The organism is Paenibacillus sp. NPDC057934 (assembly GCF_042887565.1).
Lineage (GTDB): Bacteria > Bacillota > Bacilli > Paenibacillales > Paenibacillaceae > Paenibacillus_AQ.
This window is the reverse complement of record NZ_JBHVPB010000001.1, coordinates 148615-166474: the sequence shown is the minus strand read 5'-3', so window position 1 is coordinate 166474 and position 17860 is coordinate 148615. Positions and strand designations below refer to the sequence as shown.

General features: G+C 41.8%; 14 protein-coding genes and 3 pseudogenes. 7 read left to right on the top strand and 10 right to left on the bottom strand.

All coding sequences use genetic code 11. The annotated features are described in order from the left end of the window. Nucleotides 1-23: 23 nt before the first annotated feature. On the bottom strand, nucleotides 24-1925 hold the full coding sequence (locus ACFVRY_RS00770; RefSeq protein WP_387496025.1) for an ATP-dependent nuclease: 1902 nt from the start codon (nucleotides 1923-1925) through the stop codon (nucleotides 24-26). 421 nt (nucleotides 1926-2346) lie between these two features. Then, nucleotides 2347-2928: a recombinase zinc ribbon domain-containing protein gene (locus ACFVRY_RS00765; protein ID WP_387496023.1), complete on the bottom strand. Its 582-nt coding sequence runs from the start codon at nucleotides 2926-2928 to the stop codon at nucleotides 2347-2349. Between the two features lie 34 nt (nucleotides 2929-2962). On the opposite strand from ACFVRY_RS00765, the pseudogene ACFVRY_RS00760 reads away from it, so the two are divergent. Continuing rightward, nucleotides 2963-3242 (top strand): annotated as a pseudogene (locus ACFVRY_RS00760) (transposase); the annotation flags it as partial. A gap of 99 nt (nucleotides 3243-3341) precedes the next feature. Here the strand turns inward: ACFVRY_RS00760 and ACFVRY_RS00755 are convergent. From ACFVRY_RS00755 to ACFVRY_RS00735, 5 genes and pseudogenes are all read right to left on the bottom strand, one after another. Continuing rightward, complete coding sequence (locus tag ACFVRY_RS00755) at nucleotides 3342-3773, bottom strand: hypothetical protein (protein ID WP_387496021.1); 432 nt, start codon at nucleotides 3771-3773, stop codon at nucleotides 3342-3344. Nucleotides 3774-5520: 1747 nt separating this feature from the next. Beyond that, on the bottom strand, nucleotides 5521-6087 hold the full coding sequence (locus ACFVRY_RS00750; RefSeq protein ID WP_387496019.1) for a hypothetical protein: 567 nt from the start codon (nucleotides 6085-6087) through the stop codon (nucleotides 5521-5523). A gap of 30 nt (nucleotides 6088-6117) precedes the next feature. After that, complete coding sequence (locus tag ACFVRY_RS00745) at nucleotides 6118-6417, bottom strand: hypothetical protein (protein ID WP_387496016.1); 300 nt, start codon at nucleotides 6415-6417, stop codon at nucleotides 6118-6120. 200 nt (nucleotides 6418-6617) lie between these two features. After that, nucleotides 6618-6935, bottom strand: a pseudogene (locus tag ACFVRY_RS00740) (DsrE/DsrF/DrsH-like family protein); the annotation flags it as partial. Nucleotides 6936-6955: 20 nt separating this feature from the next. Then, nucleotides 6956-7120 (bottom strand): annotated as a pseudogene (locus ACFVRY_RS00735) (YobI family P-loop NTPase); the annotation flags it as partial. Between the two features lie 1231 nt (nucleotides 7121-8351). Here ACFVRY_RS00735 and ACFVRY_RS00730 point away from each other — a divergent pair. From ACFVRY_RS00730 to ACFVRY_RS00710, 5 genes are all read left to right on the top strand, one after another. Next, entirely contained in the window at nucleotides 8352-9476 is a 1125-nt protein-coding gene (locus tag ACFVRY_RS00730) for a DegT/DnrJ/EryC1/StrS family aminotransferase (protein ID WP_387496014.1), read from the top strand. A 466-nt stretch (nucleotides 9477-9942) separates the two neighbouring features. Further along, on the top strand, nucleotides 9943-10791 hold the full coding sequence (locus ACFVRY_RS00725) for an AraC family transcriptional regulator (RefSeq protein WP_387496012.1): 849 nt from the start codon (nucleotides 9943-9945) through the stop codon (nucleotides 10789-10791). A 25-nt stretch (nucleotides 10792-10816) separates the two neighbouring features. After that, entirely contained in the window at nucleotides 10817-11329 is a 513-nt protein-coding gene (locus ACFVRY_RS00720; RefSeq protein WP_387496009.1) for a GNAT family N-acetyltransferase, read from the top strand. A gap of 25 nt (nucleotides 11330-11354) precedes the next feature. Beyond that, nucleotides 11355-12425, top strand: coding sequence for a heparan-alpha-glucosaminide N-acetyltransferase domain-containing protein (locus ACFVRY_RS00715; protein WP_387496007.1), 1071 nt, complete (start codon nucleotides 11355-11357; stop codon nucleotides 12423-12425). A 47-nt stretch (nucleotides 12426-12472) separates the two neighbouring features. Next, nucleotides 12473-13684: a GNAT family N-acetyltransferase gene (locus tag ACFVRY_RS00710; RefSeq protein WP_387496005.1), complete on the top strand. Its 1212-nt coding sequence runs from the start codon at nucleotides 12473-12475 to the stop codon at nucleotides 13682-13684. 76 nt (nucleotides 13685-13760) lie between these two features. Here ACFVRY_RS00710 and ACFVRY_RS00705 read toward each other — a convergent pair whose 3' ends face one another. Further along, on the bottom strand, nucleotides 13761-14810 hold the full coding sequence (locus tag ACFVRY_RS00705) for an ROK family protein (RefSeq protein ID WP_387496002.1): 1050 nt from the start codon (nucleotides 14808-14810) through the stop codon (nucleotides 13761-13763). A 275-nt stretch (nucleotides 14811-15085) separates the two neighbouring features. Here ACFVRY_RS00705 and ACFVRY_RS00700 point away from each other — a divergent pair, with 275 nt between their 5' ends. Further along, the gene (locus tag ACFVRY_RS00700) at nucleotides 15086-15682 is read left to right on the top strand and encodes a sugar O-acetyltransferase (protein ID WP_387495999.1); all 597 of its coding nucleotides are present in this window, start codon (nucleotides 15086-15088) and stop codon (nucleotides 15680-15682) included. A 150-nt stretch (nucleotides 15683-15832) separates the two neighbouring features. Here the strand turns inward: ACFVRY_RS00700 and ACFVRY_RS00695 are convergent, their stop codons facing one another. Both ACFVRY_RS00695 and cysK read right to left on the bottom strand, forming a co-directional pair. Further along, entirely contained in the window at nucleotides 15833-16816 is a 984-nt protein-coding gene (locus tag ACFVRY_RS00695; protein ID WP_387495996.1) for a hypothetical protein, read from the bottom strand. Nucleotides 16817-16841: 25 nt separating this feature from the next. Next, complete coding sequence (cysK, locus tag ACFVRY_RS00690) at nucleotides 16842-17762, bottom strand: cysteine synthase A (protein WP_387495993.1); 921 nt, start codon at nucleotides 17760-17762, stop codon at nucleotides 16842-16844. Between the last annotated feature and the right edge of the window lie 98 nt (nucleotides 17763-17860).

The window sequence follows — 17860 nt, the reverse complement described above, 5'->3', positions numbered from 1 at the left end:
CATTAAACGATAACATACATCACTTATTCAGCCTCCGCAACTGCTACCTTCGCATCTACAGTCTCATGGTTTTTTGGTAACAAATTAAACGACTCTCTAAAAACATCAGTTACTATTAATCTCCACATAGGAGCTACTGAGTCCCACTCATTAGTCCAATTTGTGCTAATGTGAGCAAATGCTTTATAAGGCTTTTCACTAGATGGAGGAGTGTAGCCAAGTACATCCTCTATACAATTCGAAAGCATTATTCTCCTATTTTCATCACCCACAACTTCAAGAATCGGATCGTTAAATACTTCCGCCCGTTCCTTTCCTTCATCTTTATCATGAATAACGATTGGATTGATCCCCATAGCCCTTAAGTACTTTACAAGAGCTATTATCGTCGCTTTTCCCCTTGCCTTAACAATTTGCCAATTACATTCTATATCTTTCCTTACTACCTCAGGCATTCGACTTAGAGTTTCCCTAAGCACGATATCCTCGGTATCTCCCTCAACCACCAACACATGCTTAGAGAAAAATACTCTCGATATATGATCATCTAACTTCAACAGCATTTTAACGTATGTTTTATCGTCTTTTTGAAGCCTCAGGAACTCCTCACTGGCGTTAAACGCATTACATCTTAATCTCTCTATTTTAATCTGACGATTATCGCTTGTGTACTCGTCATTTTCTCTAGATAGAGAATTTAAAATCTGCAAAGGTTTTTTACTCAAATCGATCATATAAGGAGAATGAGTTGTGCAAACAATTTGATTGTTATGAGTTCCTGCCAACTCGTATATTGTATCCCTCATCTGCTTCGCGGCATTGGGATGCAAATATATTTCAGGTTCTTCGAAACCTATGATTAAAGGTCTATGCTCTTGTCCAGCGGTTTTTCTATTATTCCGCAAATTCCGATACCTTAGTAGGGCAAAAACAGCGGATCGAATCATTCCTGTGCCTTGTAAATTTACAGGTGTATTGATGTTACTGAACATGGAAATAGTAAACTGTGGTTTTATTACTTTATCCGCATCTGCAAGATTAGTAAGTGCTTTTAACCCGGTATTAGGGAAAACTTCTTTCATAACACCATTTAATTCCGTCATCATTTGCCCAAACTCACTCTGGGCATTAGTGGGATCAAGCTCCTCCGCAAGCTGATTCAAAAATAACTGGGCTTGTTTATAATTATTCGATGAGTCTCTTACATCATTAAATAGTTCAACTAGAGTGGAAACTAACGCGCCTGAATTACCTGAAAGTTCTTCTGCCTTATCCTGAGCAGGAATCAATAAGAACTTTGGAAGCTTAATTAACACGTTTGCAGGAATGCCTCCTGGATTTTTAAACCACTCTTCAACCTCTTCGTCATACTCGTACAACTCTTCAACTTCTTCAATAATAGTTTTAACTTTTGCAGTCAATTTCTTGTCACGATCTACTTCAGAGATTTTTGTTTCTATAGGAGTTAAATCAAGCCCCGCATCTATGTACTGGCCAACTGTGCTGCAATTTTCAAACTGTGTTTTTACTCTTTTCACCTGCTGACGTAATTCGACAGCACAATCTGTACCGGGAGTAAACGTCTTCCTATAAATCACTCTTAGTCCGCTCTCTCCATCGTCTTTGTTATACTGTAATACTCTTCCTTTAAAACCGATCCATTGCTTGGCCTCTTCCGGCACGTCCCTAAACTCAGCAGTTAATACTATCTTGTCTGATCCACGTCTAGTCAATTCTCCATCCATATAAGAGAAAAACTCTTCATCAGAAATTCTTTTCACATCATTCAAAAGTATGTTAAGCGCTGCAAGTACTGAGCTTTTGCCTACGTTATTTTCTCCAATGAGAAAAGTTGCGTCTGAGAATAGTACATTTGAATCTGTATGTCTCCTGAACCCCTCAATCTCCAATTTGTGCAACCGCATAGTTAGTTAGTTCCTCCTCTTCGCCTTTGTATATCTATAATTCTCCAATAAATTCCAAAATCCTCCTTAAGTAACAGGTACATGGAACTAAAATAGGATTTGCATAGCTTCGTGCTACACAATAGTTCCAGTAAGCACTGCGGAATGCAAAAATTAAAAGCCCAAGCGCCAACAGCGCCTGAGCTTCATCTGGTAGGTAAATTTGGCTCCAAATGCTAATCTCTCACCAACAACACACAGCTATCCACATGTGTAGATACGATGGAAAGGACTTCCAAAACTACTCGCTCTCACCTATAACAAACCGTCAACTCCACCCGATTCCCTTCCCGATCATACACAATTCGCTCCACCAGTTTCTTCAAAGCCCGATTCTTCTCTTCACTCGTCACTGAAGCGCTCCACAACTCCCTAAACTCACCTATCCGCTCATATATCTGCTCCACAGTCTGATATTGCCTTCATCTAATACTACCCTCCGCAAATCCTTCAATTCTCCCTCCAGCTTCTGTATCTGCCTTGATCGAACACCCTTTCGCTCTAAAAACACTTGCTTCGTTATCATATCTTCTTCATAAGATTCATGCAGTTTGTCCAACGCTCGCTTCTGCTTCTTCAATTCCTGCGCTTTGACCTCGATGATCACTTGAGTATCATTATACCGACTGCCATGCATTTCAATCTCCCGCAAAATGTTTGGATCAACATGGATAATCCGATCATACAGAGCATTGAAAAAATCAGCATCCATTACTTTGCCGCGCTGCTCACATTTGCTGCCGTCTTTGTATTGGTGATAGCACAATGCACTCCAGTGCTGTCCCTGCTTCTTATTCTCTCCCACCCGGAACCTCATCCGTGAACCGCATTTTTCACAATAAAGCAAGCCTGACAAAGGAAAAATGTTACGTCTTGAATTGGGATTCAACATGCGATTCTTAAGCAGCCGTTCCATAATCGCTTCATGTTCTTCCAGTGTTTTCAGCTTTTCATGTGTTCCCATGACTTTAATCCGCTCTTCTTCGGGTACAAGCGATGGTAAAATCGTGATGATATTGGATAACGCCCGTATTCATCATGCAAAGTTACTGTATCCGTTTCTGGAAGAAATGAACGGACGGCTCGAACTAATTTTTTGCCCCCTTACAGCCCGCAACTCAACCTTGTCGAAGGGCTTTGGAAATGGCTGAAATCCAATGCGATCAACAACGTATTTTATCATACCGTATTCGAAATTCGTAAGAACGTAGGACAGTTTATGAACGAAATTATGAAAAATCCCACTTCTATTATTGCCGTCTTTGTATTAGATTTTGATTCTCGATTCTCGATTTCTTTAGTTCAACTTATATAGAACTAAAATAACCGATATTGATTAACCAATCGGCATTCCTATATCATAAGGTGCCGATTAGATTATTTTAGGAAGTTAATGTCAGGGGATTTTGTTTCATACTCAAAATCTGACTCTAGTAGCTCGTCAGCCCTAGCTTTTATTTGCTTTATTTCGCTTGTAAAATATCTTCTTCGCGTATCGTGTACTTGTCGATTTGAATTTACCGAGTCCAATAAGGCTAGTATCTGTTCTTTGTCAAAGGCAGAAATAAACGGTTGGATACAATGGTCGAAGCTCCATTCAGCAGTATTAAAGTTGGTGCTATGCTTATAATGTTCTATCATCAAGTTATAGAACTCATATAAGTTGCCATTCTTTGTAGCAAGCTCACATAAAAATCTGATATCTACGTTTGTAAAATTTCTACCACTATTTATATGGAATTCCAATTCATCTTTTAGTTGCTCTGCAACCATTTTTTCTCTTTCTTCAATTGATGGTAGGTTATTCATTCCTCTCAATTAGTTTTAGATAACGTCTTTGTATTCACGAACCCTCACTGGCTTAAGGACGCCAGCCCGGGTCCGACGGACTTAGCCAGTGCAGGGTTTTGTCCGGCTGCTACCCCGCTTCCTCGAAATCCCTCTGCCGGACCGCGGACCGGATGGCCCTATACGTGAATATGGTGTTATGATGGATCGGCCATCTTCGAAATAACTATCAAATTCCCTCTTGCAATTCAATTCCCAACTTATCTAAATCCATAATTTCACTAGTTTCTAATTAACGAACGCATGATTGAGCTCAACACTAATACCCTATTATTACTGCCACCAAAGAGATCACCCACAGTAATGGAATTGCACTAATAAGAAAAATATTTAGTGATTTTATCTTTTCCTTTAATAGCCAAGACAAAATTGAACATATTACAATAGCAACAGGATACAAAGAAACTACAATCATGATCGATATACCCCATAATGAAATTCCATTATCAAATACCATAAAGGATAATCCCCAAATAAAAAACCAAGGAAGTAGAGTCAATAAGTAAAAGCCTTGAATGATAATTAAGTATAGTTTCATCGATTAATTCCTTTGTTATTATTTATTTTCTAGTCAAGCTTTTAAATTGCCGATCTTTCATATAACGTAATATTCACGAAATTCATAAATATAAGGAATACAATTGATTAAACGAGATCATCGTGTTTAAATAGCCTTTTTGAAGCATGTTTTTATTATACTATTAAATGGAAGAATATGACGAACTCTATTCCTATAGCCAAATAAAAAAACTCCCACCAAATTCCATGGCAGAAGCTTCTAAAAATTGATTCACGCAAACATCTCATCAATGACAGGTTCGTGTGGGTCAATAACTAGCTGTGCATAATAATAAGGCAGGAATGTAATCGCGAATGGCGAATTCAAACGCTATGTCGTGGTGTGTCACTTAGCTTGACAATCTACCATAAGTAAAATCAAAACAAAAACGACATTTATGTCGTTTTGAAGGCAACCTACGAAGGAGGACAGGGGATCGAACCCCTGCCAGTGATGCGCTCTCCCACGGACGGCCATTTAAACAGCCATTAGCAACACATTTAACAAATTTAGAAATTAATTGGTTAAATAATGAATGTAGGAAATTAAAAAATTGAATAATGGCTGAACATTGCTGAGATTGAACTTAGTGCACTGACGATTCAGTGTCTAGGCCACGGTTGATTCTTTATATTTCTTCATGTCTTCGTAATAAAAAAATGAGGTAGAAGGTAAAAGTATTTGAACCAATCAAGCTAATCATAATTACAAAAAATTTCCTCATTGTTTGATTCGAAATTCCCCCCTCGCTATTCCTTTAAATGATCTCCGATTCAAACCCACAAGCATTGGATAATTTCAACTAATTCCCATTATGAAACAATAACGCATATAAAGGAACTATTATCAGATAGATAACTGATATATTCACCCTATAATTTCAAGACAACCATGCAGCCTCTTTTTCCAGATGGATAGAAGGATTCGAACACATCAAACAGGCCGTTCCCTCCAGATGAATAGTCCGGCTGTTATTGAAGAAGCCGTCTAACTCCTGCATGTGAGGGAAGAACAAATTGAACAAGGAGAAAGAGGCAAAAAAGTCCCCTCAAAGTCAACGGAAGTGAAATGTCCTTCACCCCGCCCACTTGAGGGGAATATTTGAAAGCTCAGAAGAGTAGGCTTTCGGCAAGTTTGGAGATATTTAATTTATGTTGAATATATTTTTAATGCTCCAGCACCTGTACGATCTCCGTTTGTGCTCACCTTGATTTTATAATCCAGGCTTGGATTGTTAATGTTGAACCAGACCACTTGCCCCTGACTAACGTCCTCCCTCCAGACACGGCTACCGTCCGGGCTCTCAAGAATAATGTTCATGTTGGGCACGTAAGTCAAATAAACAACATGAACGTATAAATTAAAATGTGGGTAGGTGTTGAAATTTCCGATAGACACTGCCTGATTGCCATTGATCTCTCTAGGGATTGACACATGCTGGGTCGTATTTACAGCCTTTGCCCCTATCTGATCAGCAGCGGCCGATTCGGCCTCAGCAAGCTTTTCTGTAATTTGTTCTTGTGTCAAGTACGATACCGTCTCAACGCCATTCTCATCGTAAGACGTTAGCTTCCCGTCTGCCAGGGTGAGAACATTTACAGTGACGCCTTCCGGCCCTGTCCCGCTCCGTGCTTCCACATTCCCCGCAGCATAAGCGGAAGTCGTCAGCAGCATCGAGATTGTAAGCATTAGATAAAAGGCTTTTTTTAATTTCATTACCATTCCTCCCTTAAAATTAGTTTTTTATCAACTGTTGATTACGAAGGCAGCACCTTGAGATTTGTACGCCGAATACCACCCTAATATGCCTAAAAGAATAAAATCCCCTATTGTTGCATGGGACAAGTCAATTATGGACGCAGCAAACAGGCCGTTCCCTTTCATGGAACAGCCTGTCTGATCTCGTAAGGATGGCTTGCCATTCACTGCTTCAAGCCCTTCTATTCGTGCACAGATAGTGGCTCTTATCAGCAGTTCAATCCCCTGCTGCATGACTTTATCCATCTCGCCTCCGGATAGTTGTTCTTGCTGCACACATTGCTTCAAGTTTTCGGCTACGCTTTGCGCAATGGCCTCGTCAACCGCAGCTCGCCGCGCACCTGGCCTTCGATTCCTCTCAGCCTCGTTTTCTCATTTCAGCAGTATATGGATACGCCATCTGTTTCCCCTCCCACTTCACTTATACGGCCACACCACCGTATTCAGTATGCCCCAGCAGCTCTTCCTGCTGAAAACCAAGCAATCCACCGTCTGACATGCTTGATCATCTTAGGCCCTATTCCGGCCATGTTCATCTTCGACAGACGCTGTGCCCCTCGGGGCATCATCCACCGAATGCCTTCTCCAGCAGCTCTTTATTTGTCGTACCGCTTCATTCTTCCGCAACGTATTAAGGCCCAAAAAGGTAAAGAAAATCGTCACGCATGATCATAGGCCGCTGCTCCGTTCGCAATAATGAATACCGCGATGGCTTTGTCCAGATCTCCACTAAATAATGCGATGGTTGTTTTTTGTCTCTTCGGCACCCCTCCTCCTCTAATATAAAGGAACTGCGAATTAATCATTCTGCTGTTGCGACTTGGGATTATACAATGGATGCCCGTGTGTTCATTTTAAATCTGGGTTCTTTAAAATGCGATATGAATTGATCATATGAATTTGAGCTATCCACAACAGGAATAATTGGAACTATATAATCAAAAAAATTTGTGCGATCTTTTGAAAAAAAAATATCATCTCTAAATATAAAGCTTCTAGGCTTCACTCTTCTTTTAACCTTAAAGTTAGTTTGAGGAATTTTATGAGTTGGTATCTGATGAATAAGTTGATTCAATATTTTTCTTCTAAAACAGGTTCATTGACCTGAATTTCATCTTCAGTATCAGAAGATCTAAAACGTGCCAATGACCTGCCGAACCTTGCCGGAGGATTGCTTGTATTAATATATTGATCCCTTACCTCACGGATACTTTCCATTTGTTAAATATCTATCATAAAAAAAGTAAGCTAGCATTATTAGATTCTATAGTTCTTCTCCTTTTAACTTTTATTCATTGATATATTGGCTATTGAGAGAAGCTTATCAATGATGGCGCTTCCCCATTCTGAACGCTCGACTCTTTCGTTCAACGGCGATGTCTCCCCCTAGCCGTCGTCCATTTTGCATATCTTGGAGTGAGAAATTCTCATACCATTATTTATCCAGTTTTACCTTTGTTAAACGTAAGGAGAGCGCTTGATCTAATAAATCCCTGCGGATGACAACTAACCTCTTGGTTATACATTCATACATCATATAAAATCACTAGTCCTTGGAGTTGTTCGTTTACCCTATTCGTACAGAGGCCGCCGTGAAAACAGACGACTTTATTTATATCATAATCTATAAATTTCTTTAACTATCTTTCAGCAGTTGATAGGTCTGGTGTTGTCTGACTCGTAGGGGCCTTTAACTCACCATTAACTGTATGTAATGCATCTCTAGCAATAAGAATCTTATGTTTTTAAGTATAGACTTATATGACCCGATGTGTGTCCTGGTGTGAAGATTACTTGAATACCACCAAAATAGGGAAGCACGTCTCCTTCATTTAATATTTGGTCTACCTTCACTTTAGGAGGATTATCAAGCAAATGTTGCAATGGTTCAAATAAATCCAATTTTAAAGCGGTCTTTGCCCTTCACCTTTTCACTGATAGTCAGTCTATAATGTCGGTAGCTTGTTATCATACGTGTTCATCATGTTTTACTGAATCCCTCCAGCATTAAAATAATGTCGGCAAAAATATTCCACATGACCAGGAGCACTTAGAATTTTCCCATCTAACATGCAAATATCTACACCCGTTGTATCTGCCCTAATTGCTTTAATTCCTGCCTCACTAAAATCTAAGAGGACAACCGCCGTGCCATGTATTTAAAGATAAACATAAGATAAATCAACGACAAATTATTGGGTTTGGAAGGGGCTCTTTCATTCATGAATAGAATTCAACTATTTAAACCGGTATACCGAGTGGAAGAGTGTTTGGACGGGATAAGGGAGTGCCTCGAAAAAGGTTGGACGGGATTGGGACACAAAACGGTCGAGTTTGAAGAGCAGTGGAAAAAGTATACAGGATTACCGCAAGCTCACTATGTAAATTCGGCGACCTCCGGACTTCACTTGGCTATCAAAGTATTAAAAGAGAATTATGGTTGGAAAGACGGAGATGAAATCATTTCGACACCATTGACCTTTATTGCGACCAACCAAAGCATATTGTATGAACATCTAAATGTCGTTTTTGCAGATGTGGATCAGTATTTATGCCTAGATCCCGATGATGTGGAAAAGAAGATTACCGCCCGAACCCGAGCAGTTATGTTTGTAGGTTTAGGCGGGAACACTGGCCAATATAAAAGAATTGTAGAACTTTGTGCTAAATATAGGTTGAGCTTAATTCTTGACGCAGCCCATATGGCGGGCACTCAGCTTGACGGAGTTGTTCCTGGAAAAGAAGCGGATGCCGTGGTTTACTCCTTTCAAGCGGTAAAGAACCTGCCAACCGCAGATTCCGGCATGATTTGCTTGCGTGAACCCGAACATGATCTCTTATGCAGAAAGCTTTCATGGATGGGAATCGATAAAGATACTTACAGCAGATCTCAGGGGAACTATAAATGGGTGTACGAAGTCGGAGATGTGGGGTACAAGTATCACGGGAACTCGATTATGGCTGCAATAGGTCTGGTTCAACTCAAATATCTGGATGAAGACAATGCGTTCAGAAGAACAGTTTCCGACTGGTACGATGCCTGTTTTGAGCAAGCCAAGGACAAGGTGAGACCCATTCCGGTGGCAGAGGGCTGCCTTTCCTCAAGACACTTGTATGTTATTGAAGTGAATCACAGAGATGAACTGTTGGAACAATTGAATCGTGAGGGGATCTATCCGGGCGTCCATTACCGCGACAATACGGAATACAATATCTTTGCTTCGTCGGCCAACACTTGTCCAAATGCAGGAAGATTGAGTCATGCCATTATCTCTTTACCTTTGCATTTGGAAATGACCCAAAAAGATGTAGAAACTATCGCTTCCATCATTTTGAACTATTCATAATCCATCCGATATGCCTTTCCCGGGAAGACAACCATTATGACGATATATTTTTAATTGGACTAACGGAAACTATACTAGAAACGGCTGTCAGTGGGCAGCCGTTATTATTTGTATAACCGCTTGGAACAGGTTCTTTTTTCTCCTGAAGGATTTTCAAAGCATCCTTTCCTGTGCGCGTTTCTTCAATGGAGACTGAGGCAATCTTCCCTTTTAATATTCGACAGAATTCTTACTCCCCTCCCAAAAAAGCTAAATTCCCCCATGAAAAAAACCTAATTTCCCCAAAAATTAATAATTTTCTTCTAAATACTTCTATAGGCAAGTAGCCGCTCCTCTTCACCATCATTCAGTGCTTGCATTGCATCTGCACCCAATAAATCGCTTCTGGACAAAATCAGATTGAATTGGACAAACTTTCTAAGAAAGGCCAACTTATAATAACAGTAGAGAAAGGGAGAGAACTCAGATGGAACATGTAAGAATGATATCGGGAGTTTTGACAAACATTGAAGAACTGTTATATAGCCGGGAGTTAACGCCTGAGTCCTTGGCGAAGCAATATTATACCAATGTTGCTGATTTGCAAAAGGTGTTTCAAATATTAACCAACTTCACCATAGGTGAATATATCCGCAATAGAAGGTTGAGTAATGCCAGTATCATTTTACAAAAGAATGATGCCCCTATCCTTGATATCGCGCTTGAAATTGGCTACGAGACACACGAAGCTTTCTCAAAAGCCTTCAAAAGATTTCATGGTATTTCGCCTAAAGAGGCTCGTACTGAAACCTGTGCTGACAAAATCAAATATTTTGGCCCTCTACATATTAAATTCAGTGTGGAAAATAGCCCCCCATTAGTAGGGAAAATAGAGCAATGTCCGGCCATGTACTTCGTTGGCAAAATTATTGTTGTTCCTACGGATAGCTTGGAGTATCTACCCATTATCGAGCATACATGGAAGCAAGAGATGAGACGGGGAACACTATATGATCTATGCGACCAATATCACTCGGATGGGCTTACAGGTATTAGTCTTTCTGAAGACAAGGAAGCACTGCAATATGGGATAGGTATCCTTACACATCTTCCTCCTGAACAATTACACATGTACGAAGCGATAAAACTTGAAGCGAGGAGATGGGTGAAGTTCTCTGTAAATGGCATCGAAGATGAGGATTTCCGATTAGTTCGCAATCGGGTGCTAACAGAATGGCTGCCGATGTCGAACCACTCCATTTCCATGCTGCCTGAGATTGAGTATTATCCAAATATGGATGAGCAATCTCCGGAAATATGGTTTCCAATATTATGAGTACCAAAGAAAGGGATTTAATGTTATGGAGAAGATTAACGAAACAATCATCGTTGATTTGAATGATCATTATTTGGCGCAGGCAAAAAAACTAGTGGACCTTGTTTTTAGTTCCGAAGAAGAGGAAGAGAATCCTTCGCAAGAGCTGGAAGCGAGTCTTAGTCAAGAACTGCTGTATCAATATCGTGATGAGGTAGACAATCAGCTTCGTTCATTTCGATATTATGTAGCTGTTGATGGAGATCAGGTGAAGGGCATTATTGGGTTATACGAATTGGAGCATGATTATGAGATGAATGATTGGGTAGGGTGGTTCTGTGTGGATAACCGCTTTAGGGGGCAGCAGATAGGCAAAAGATTACTTTTGCACGCGATCAAGGAATCACGTATCCGAGGCAAGCAAAATCTATGCTTATATACGTCCACACATGAGAATGAACGGGAAGCACAAAAATTGTATGAGCAGAATCAATTTTATGTTACGCGTACAGTTCTTCAAGATGGATATGACCTGCTGTATAGGCAAAAACACCTGTAACATCACGATTTAAGGAGAATTTCAGATGATAGATTTGCAGAAAGTGAATAACAGCGGACGTCAAGTTGAACTGGATATCGCCAGAGGTATTGCTGTCATTGCGATGGTCTTAATTCACGTATTATTGGAATTTGGAAATACCTATGCAACTGATGAATCTATTTACGGCAAGATCGTCCAATTTTTCGGGGGTGTTCCCGCTGCCCCTGTGTTCATGTTCCTCCTGGGAGCAGGAGTCATCTATTCCAGAAAGAATACACCAGCGGTGCTTGCAAGACGAGGTCTTATACTACTCCTATTTGCTTATTTGCTAAACCTGCTTCGCTCTGTTATTCCCAGTATGATCAATGGCTTAAGTGCGGGTCAGACAGTCATGGAACAATTTCCATTGCTATATGGCGATCTATTATATGTGGACATATTGCAGTTTGCAGGACTTGCCATGCTTTATTTTGCTTTAGCGTTAAAATTGAAATTGACGATTCGCGGACATGTGATGAATCTACTATTTTTCATGCTCATCAATGATCTCGTTTCACCTTTCGCAGCTAGCTTGGACAATTTGTACATCTCGCCTATTGTGGCCTTATTGTTCGGGAACGAGCTTTCTTACTTTCCGTTCTTCGTATGGATTGTTTATCCAATCGGTGGATGTATATTTGCAACCTTTTTAATTCAAACTAAAAACAAGAAGAGGCTCTACCGTTCTCTGCTCAAAATCAGCTCCACCATACTGGTTGGATTTGCATTCTTAGCTATAGCATTTGGTTTTCCTACCGGTTATGAATCCGATGCTGATTATTATAACCATAATATGCTAGTCAGCGCCTTTTTTTCAGCCTTTATTGTGTTCTGGATTAGCTGTATTTACTTTGTCTCATCTTATTTAATAGGACAAAAATTTCAGTTTTTTAAAAGTGCTAGCGCTTTGACCACTCAGATTTACGTTATACATTTCTTATTAATTGGTATATATATGGTCTTTATTCATCGGAAGCTAGGACTTGAGATTATCGTACCACTGTCCATAGCTACTTACCTATTCTCTCATTGTACCTCTTATTTATATGTACGACTAAGACGCTACTTTGTTTAAACTAATACACTGTCCAGACTGTCAGCTCTAATAGAAAGGATAATAAGATGAGCAGGAAAAAACAGCTTAAAATAAAAAAGGTTGGCTTGGAGCATCTCAAGCAATACAATCAGCTGCTTAGATATGTATTTCAGGTAACCTTTCGGGATTTACATCAAATCGGGTGGGAAGAAGATGAAATTATTCGTGCCAAATCGCCTGTTTTGGAGCAGGCTGATGTACTCGGGTGGTTTGATGAAGACAAGTTGATCTCTCAGGTAGCCGTTTATCCTTTGCAAGTACGCATCTTTAATCAAACCTATGATATGGGCGGGTTAACTGGAGTTGGTACCTACCCGGAATATGCTAACCAAGGGCTCATGCATAAATTATTGTACCAGTCACTTGAAAATATGAAAAATCGGGGTCAGTCCATATCCTTCCTCTATCCCTATTCGATTCCTTATTATCGTAGAAAAGGCTGGGAGATTATTTCCGATAAGATCACCTATGAAATTAATGATTATCAGCTGCCCAAGAATAAGCAGGTTCCTGGCGAAATCGAACGGACTACTGTAGAAAGCGAGCAAGTGAAAAAAGCCTATGAACGCTTTGCGCTTCAAACCCACGGTGCTTTGCTGCGGAATGACTTGCTTTGGAATGAATATTGGCTGTGGGATTCAGATGATATCATGGCAGCGATTTATTACAACACAGATGAACAGCCGGACGGCTATGTGCTTTATCGGATCTCAGATGAGATTTTTCATATCAAGGATATGATTTTTATCAACGAAGAAGCTCGTAGTGGTCTGTGGAATTTCATTAGTGCACATTTCTCCATGATCTCTAAAGTAAAGGGCAACACCTATACCGATGAACCATTAGCATTTTTACTGGAGGATGCGGATATCAAAGAAACCATTTCTCCTTATTATATGGCTCGAATCGTAGACTTTAAGCCGTTCATCGCACAATATCCCTTTAAACCGGATACCATTGACCGAGAATGGACCTTTATGTTGGATGACCCTATGCTGTCATGGAATCAAGGTGTGTTCAAACTCAAGATCTCTGCAGAAGGTAACGGCGAAGTTGTCCGGGTATCAGAGAAATGCAGCGATAGAATTGACATCCAGACCATGGTGACTATGCTGTTAGGCTACAAACGTCCAAACTATCTACACAAAATCGGTCGCATATCCTGCACTTCGGAAATCGTAGATATGCTTGAAGATGCTATTGAGCAGCGGACGCCTTATTTCTCAGATTACTTTTAATTTTTTGATGATTAGCTGATATAATAAAAAACGCCTTATTAAGGCGTTTTTCAATAAATGCTCTCTTCAAAAACCTCTACCGTCGTCTCTCAACCAACTGCAGATTATAGCTCAAGCTCTCCAGCGTGACAGCAATTAATCCATTCATATAATGGTCATGCGGATGATCTAACACAATAATTTGTGGCATATGCTCATCAGGAATGACGCCGGAGCAGAGCTGGTAGATTTCCTTAATATGCTCTTCTTTCGCCAGTTCTCCAGTTAATGCTATCGTCTCAGGGTTAATAACCGCAATGAGCGACATAATTGTCGTTGCTGCCAAATTCGCAAATGTATCATGTTGGTGCAGCCTGGCAAATTGCTCTTGACGTGAGATCCCAAAGGGTAGAAAGGATACCTCCCCTGCAAACTGGGTTGTACCGCGATGAATATATCCATCAATCATCATGCCTGATCCGGGAAAGTTATTCCGCGGGAAGGTCACCACTACGATGGTTTTATCTTCTTCATAATCCTGCTTTTTATAAAAACCATAAACCGTCAGGTTCATATCATTGTCAACGGTAACTTCAATCTCATACTTCTCTTTTAAAAGTGACTCTAAAGGTACATTAATTAACTCTGAAATGTCACAAACGTTAATGACCCCTTGATGAACAAGACCTGGAATCCCAATCCCAAGGGCCTTGATCTCAGGATGCTTGGTGATCAGTGATTCGATTACATGCTCAATAACAGTAATGTCAGCCAGCTCCACGGCATGAAAACCAGCATCGATCTGCTCACCCGATAAATTCGCTACCCTATAAGTTAAAGAGTGCTGATCCCCTTCAGCATTAATATATATGCAGGCGATGTAGGCAAAATTGGCATTATATACGAAGCGCTTCGCCGGCCTTCCCCCGTTCGGCTGCTCCATTTCAGTTTCAATCACTTCACCTGTTTCGAGAAATTCATTCAGAATATTGCCGCAGGTAGCAACACTTAAGCCTGTTGCGCTTGCAATCATAGACTTTGTGCCTTGCTTCATCATTTTTAAAGCCTGCTTGATCAGTTCCTGGTTAATTTTTTTAACGCGAATCGAATTGTTCGTGATCTGACTGATTGTATACACCTCTTTCATAGTTATTATCTTAAAAATCTAGCTTTTGGATACTTCTTTTGTTCGTCTTATATAGACAGGCTAAATATCCAGTATTGAGCTTGTCTACTTGCTTGTATGAGAAAATCTAGGTATCATGATAACAAAACCTTTTCACTAAATTACTTTCAATAACATTTTTAATAATAAAATATAATAATTCCCTTATCAAATGTCAAGCATCAGTCAGGGATTCCAGACTACTGGTTCTTACTAAATTATAACCATAGATTCGTCTTGGAGGTTGAGGAATAATTATGAACGAAAAAGAGAAAGCAATCAAAGGGTTGTTATATGATAACAACAATGATCCCTTACTTATTAGAGAAAGAACATATGCTAAGGATCTCTGTCACGACTACAACCAATTACGTCCCTCTAGTATCAATGAACGTAAAGCAGTCATTAAACAATTGGTCGGAAAAGCCAGCCAGAACTTCCATATTGAACAACCGTTCTGGTGCGATTACGGATATAACATCGAGTTGGGTGATAACTTCTACGCTAATCATAATTGCGTGATCTTAGATTGCGCCAAAGTAACGTTTGGAGATAACGTATTTATTGCACCAAACTGCGGCTTTTACACCGCCGGTCATCCGCTGGATGCCGAGCAACGTAACCAAGGCTTGGAATACGCCTACCCGATTACTGTCGGCAACAATGTGTGGTTTGGTGGTAATGTAGTGGTTTTGCCAGGAGTGACCATCGGCGATAATAGCGTTATCGGAGCAGGCAGTGTGATCAACCGCGATATCCCATCAGGGGTGATTGCTGCTGGGAATCCATGCAAAGTGATTAGAGCTATCACTGAAGAAGATAAGACGAAATATTGGAAAAGCCAAAACCTGTAAACCCTACCTGCTAGCACATGCTAGCGCTCCAAAATAGAAATATAAAAAAGCTCCCCTCAGCTAAAGGTTATATTAATTAAACCTGCCTGCTGTTAGGGGAGCTTATCATTTTAGACACATAAAAAAACTCCCGCCAACCATCATTTCGATTTATAAAGGAGAGGTATAACGCCCGTACTGAATGTCCAATTCCTTGAACGTCGCTGCATGCTGATCCAGGAAAAAAGTATTAACCCCTTCCGCACCCCACCAGTTGATCCCGAGTAGGACACCGTCCGCTTTTTGGGCGGCAAACAGTACCGAGAACATCTCAGGAGTCACCTCTCCGCCATCATCCACCCGCCATACGGAGTAGTCGTCATCCTGAGCGACCGCGGGATAGTCCATAAAAGCAAGGGACTCCCCTTCCTTCAGCACAAGACTGAACAGCATATCCTTATCCTGCCGCACAAACTGAACAACATATAACTCACGGTCCGGAGACAGATCGGCAATCTTTCCGATGCTTTGAATCTCCCGTTTTCTGACCGCGGCAATCGCCTTCTGCACGTCTTCACCAACTACTGGAGGGTGCGCCAAATCTTCATTGGCTGGCTTAACGTCCAGCAGAGACTTGGCATTGAAATCCGCCTCCGTGGTCAAATAATAGGTGGCATCGGGGAAGGCACTTTCTTCTTCAACGGTGAACAGGTACCCTGGCAAATGCGCAAAGTTATGCGCCATCTCCCGTCCAGTCCCGTCCTCACTGCCGGGCTGCCATTTCACGAAATTCACAGTCAGCACCTGTCCGTTGTTGCCGATAGCCCGATCTAGCAGTGATAGTGCCTTATCCTGTCCCTCTTCCTGTGCGGTGACCAGAATCTGCTTACCCTCCGCATCGGCAAACCCGAAATTCTCGGACAACTTCCCAGTGTCCAGAACCTCTGCGGCTTCGGCGTTCTCCGCAGTCGGGGAAGCCTCTGCCACAGGCTCCGGCGAAGCTGTCTCTACAGCGGCTGGACCGGCTGGACTGGAAGACGCTTGCTGAGCAGCGTTCCCACCGCTCTGCGTGTTTCCTGTATGGTTCACAACAGAGCATCCCGCCAGAATTATAGTCAGCACAGCAGTAACAGTCATCCCCGCATATTTCTTCATTCCTGTACCTCCGCCGTTAGTTGGATTAGAAAATCCCCATGCTCAGGTAACGCTCACCGGTATCTGGAGCAATACACAGCACCCGCTTGCCAGGGCCAAGTCGCCGGGCCTCCCGCAGAGCAGTCCATACCGCTGCGCCACCAGACGGTCCGATTAGAATGCCCTCCTGTGCCGCCAGTGATCTTACGATATCCAGGGCATCTTCATCCGCTACCTGCACAATTTCATCGTACACCTCAGTGTTGAGAATCGCAGGAACAAAGCCGGGGCTGGTACCTACCAGCTTATGCGGCCCCGGGATTCCGCCCGACAGTACTGGTGAACCTTGTGGCTCCACCACAAGAATACGGATGTCCGGCAGCTCCCGGCGCAGCACTTCCCCAGTGCCGGTGATCGTTCCACCTGTACCTGAAGTAGCCACGAACACATCCAGTCGCCCTTCCATCTGCTCCAGAATTTCCGGCGCTGTCGTGATCCGGTGAATATCGGGATTAGCCTTATTCTCAAATTGCTGTGGAATGAAGCTGTTCTCTATACTTCGGCCAAGCTCTAACGCTTTGGCAATAGCACCCGGCATACGCTCCGCTGCGGGAGTCAGCACAACATCAGCACCATAGGCTTTTAGAATATTAATACGTTCCTTGGTCATGTTGTCTGGCATAATCAGAATGGCCTTATAGCCCTTCGCGGCTGCGTTCATGGCGAGCCCAATGCCTGTATTTCCGCTGGTCGGCTCAATAATGGTTCCGCCAGGCTTCAGCAGCCCTTCTTGTTCTGCTTGCAGAATCAGGTTGTACGCGGCCCGGTCCTTGACACTTCCGCTGGGATTGTACATCTCCAGCTTGACATAAACTTCCGCATCCCCGGGACTGGTAAGACGGTTCAGACGCACAACCGGCGTATCCCCGATCAGCTCGGTGATATTATTAACTATTTTTGGGGACATGGTATAGCCTCCTCATTCCATTTCTTTTCCTTAACATGCCTATTCCTTCATTGTAACTGGTGAGCAAGGCTGCTGTCGAATCCAAAAGCACCTGCGAC

Excerpts from the sequence above, each read along its gene's own strand:
- ACFVRY_RS00720 (WP_387496009.1), top strand. The coding sequence starts at position 10,817 with ATGGAGAAGATTAACGAAACAATCATCGTTGATTTGAATGATCATTAT.
- ACFVRY_RS00695 (WP_387495996.1), bottom strand. The coding sequence starts at position 16,816 with ATGAAGAAATATGCGGGGATGACTGTTACTGCTGTGCTGACTATAATT.
- ACFVRY_RS00755 (WP_387496021.1), bottom strand. The coding sequence starts at position 3,773 with ATGAATAACCTACCATCAATTGAAGAAAGAGAAAAAATGGTTGCAGAG.
- ACFVRY_RS00770 (WP_387496025.1), bottom strand. The coding sequence starts at position 1,925 with ATGCGGTTGCACAAATTGGAGATTGAGGGGTTCAGGAGACATACAGAT.
- ACFVRY_RS00700 (WP_387495999.1), top strand. The coding sequence starts at position 15,086 with ATGAACGAAAAAGAGAAAGCAATCAAAGGGTTGTTATATGATAACAAC.
- ACFVRY_RS00710 (WP_387496005.1), top strand. The coding sequence starts at position 12,473 with ATGAGCAGGAAAAAACAGCTTAAAATAAAAAAGGTTGGCTTGGAGCAT.
- ACFVRY_RS00715 (WP_387496007.1), top strand. The coding sequence starts at position 11,355 with ATGATAGATTTGCAGAAAGTGAATAACAGCGGACGTCAAGTTGAACTG.
- ACFVRY_RS00750 (WP_387496019.1), bottom strand. The coding sequence starts at position 6,087 with ATGAAATTAAAAAAAGCCTTTTATCTAATGCTTACAATCTCGATGCTG.
- ACFVRY_RS00705 (WP_387496002.1), bottom strand. The coding sequence starts at position 14,810 with ATGAAAGAGGTGTATACAATCAGTCAGATCACGAACAATTCGATTCGC.
- ACFVRY_RS00765 (WP_387496023.1), bottom strand. The coding sequence starts at position 2,928 with ATGGGAACACATGAAAAGCTGAAAACACTGGAAGAACATGAAGCGATT.
- cysK (WP_387495993.1), bottom strand. The coding sequence starts at position 17,762 with ATGTCCCCAAAAATAGTTAATAATATCACCGAGCTGATCGGGGATACG.
- ACFVRY_RS00730 (WP_387496014.1), top strand. The coding sequence starts at position 8,352 with ATGAATAGAATTCAACTATTTAAACCGGTATACCGAGTGGAAGAGTGT.
- ACFVRY_RS00725 (WP_387496012.1), top strand. The coding sequence starts at position 9,943 with ATGGAACATGTAAGAATGATATCGGGAGTTTTGACAAACATTGAAGAA.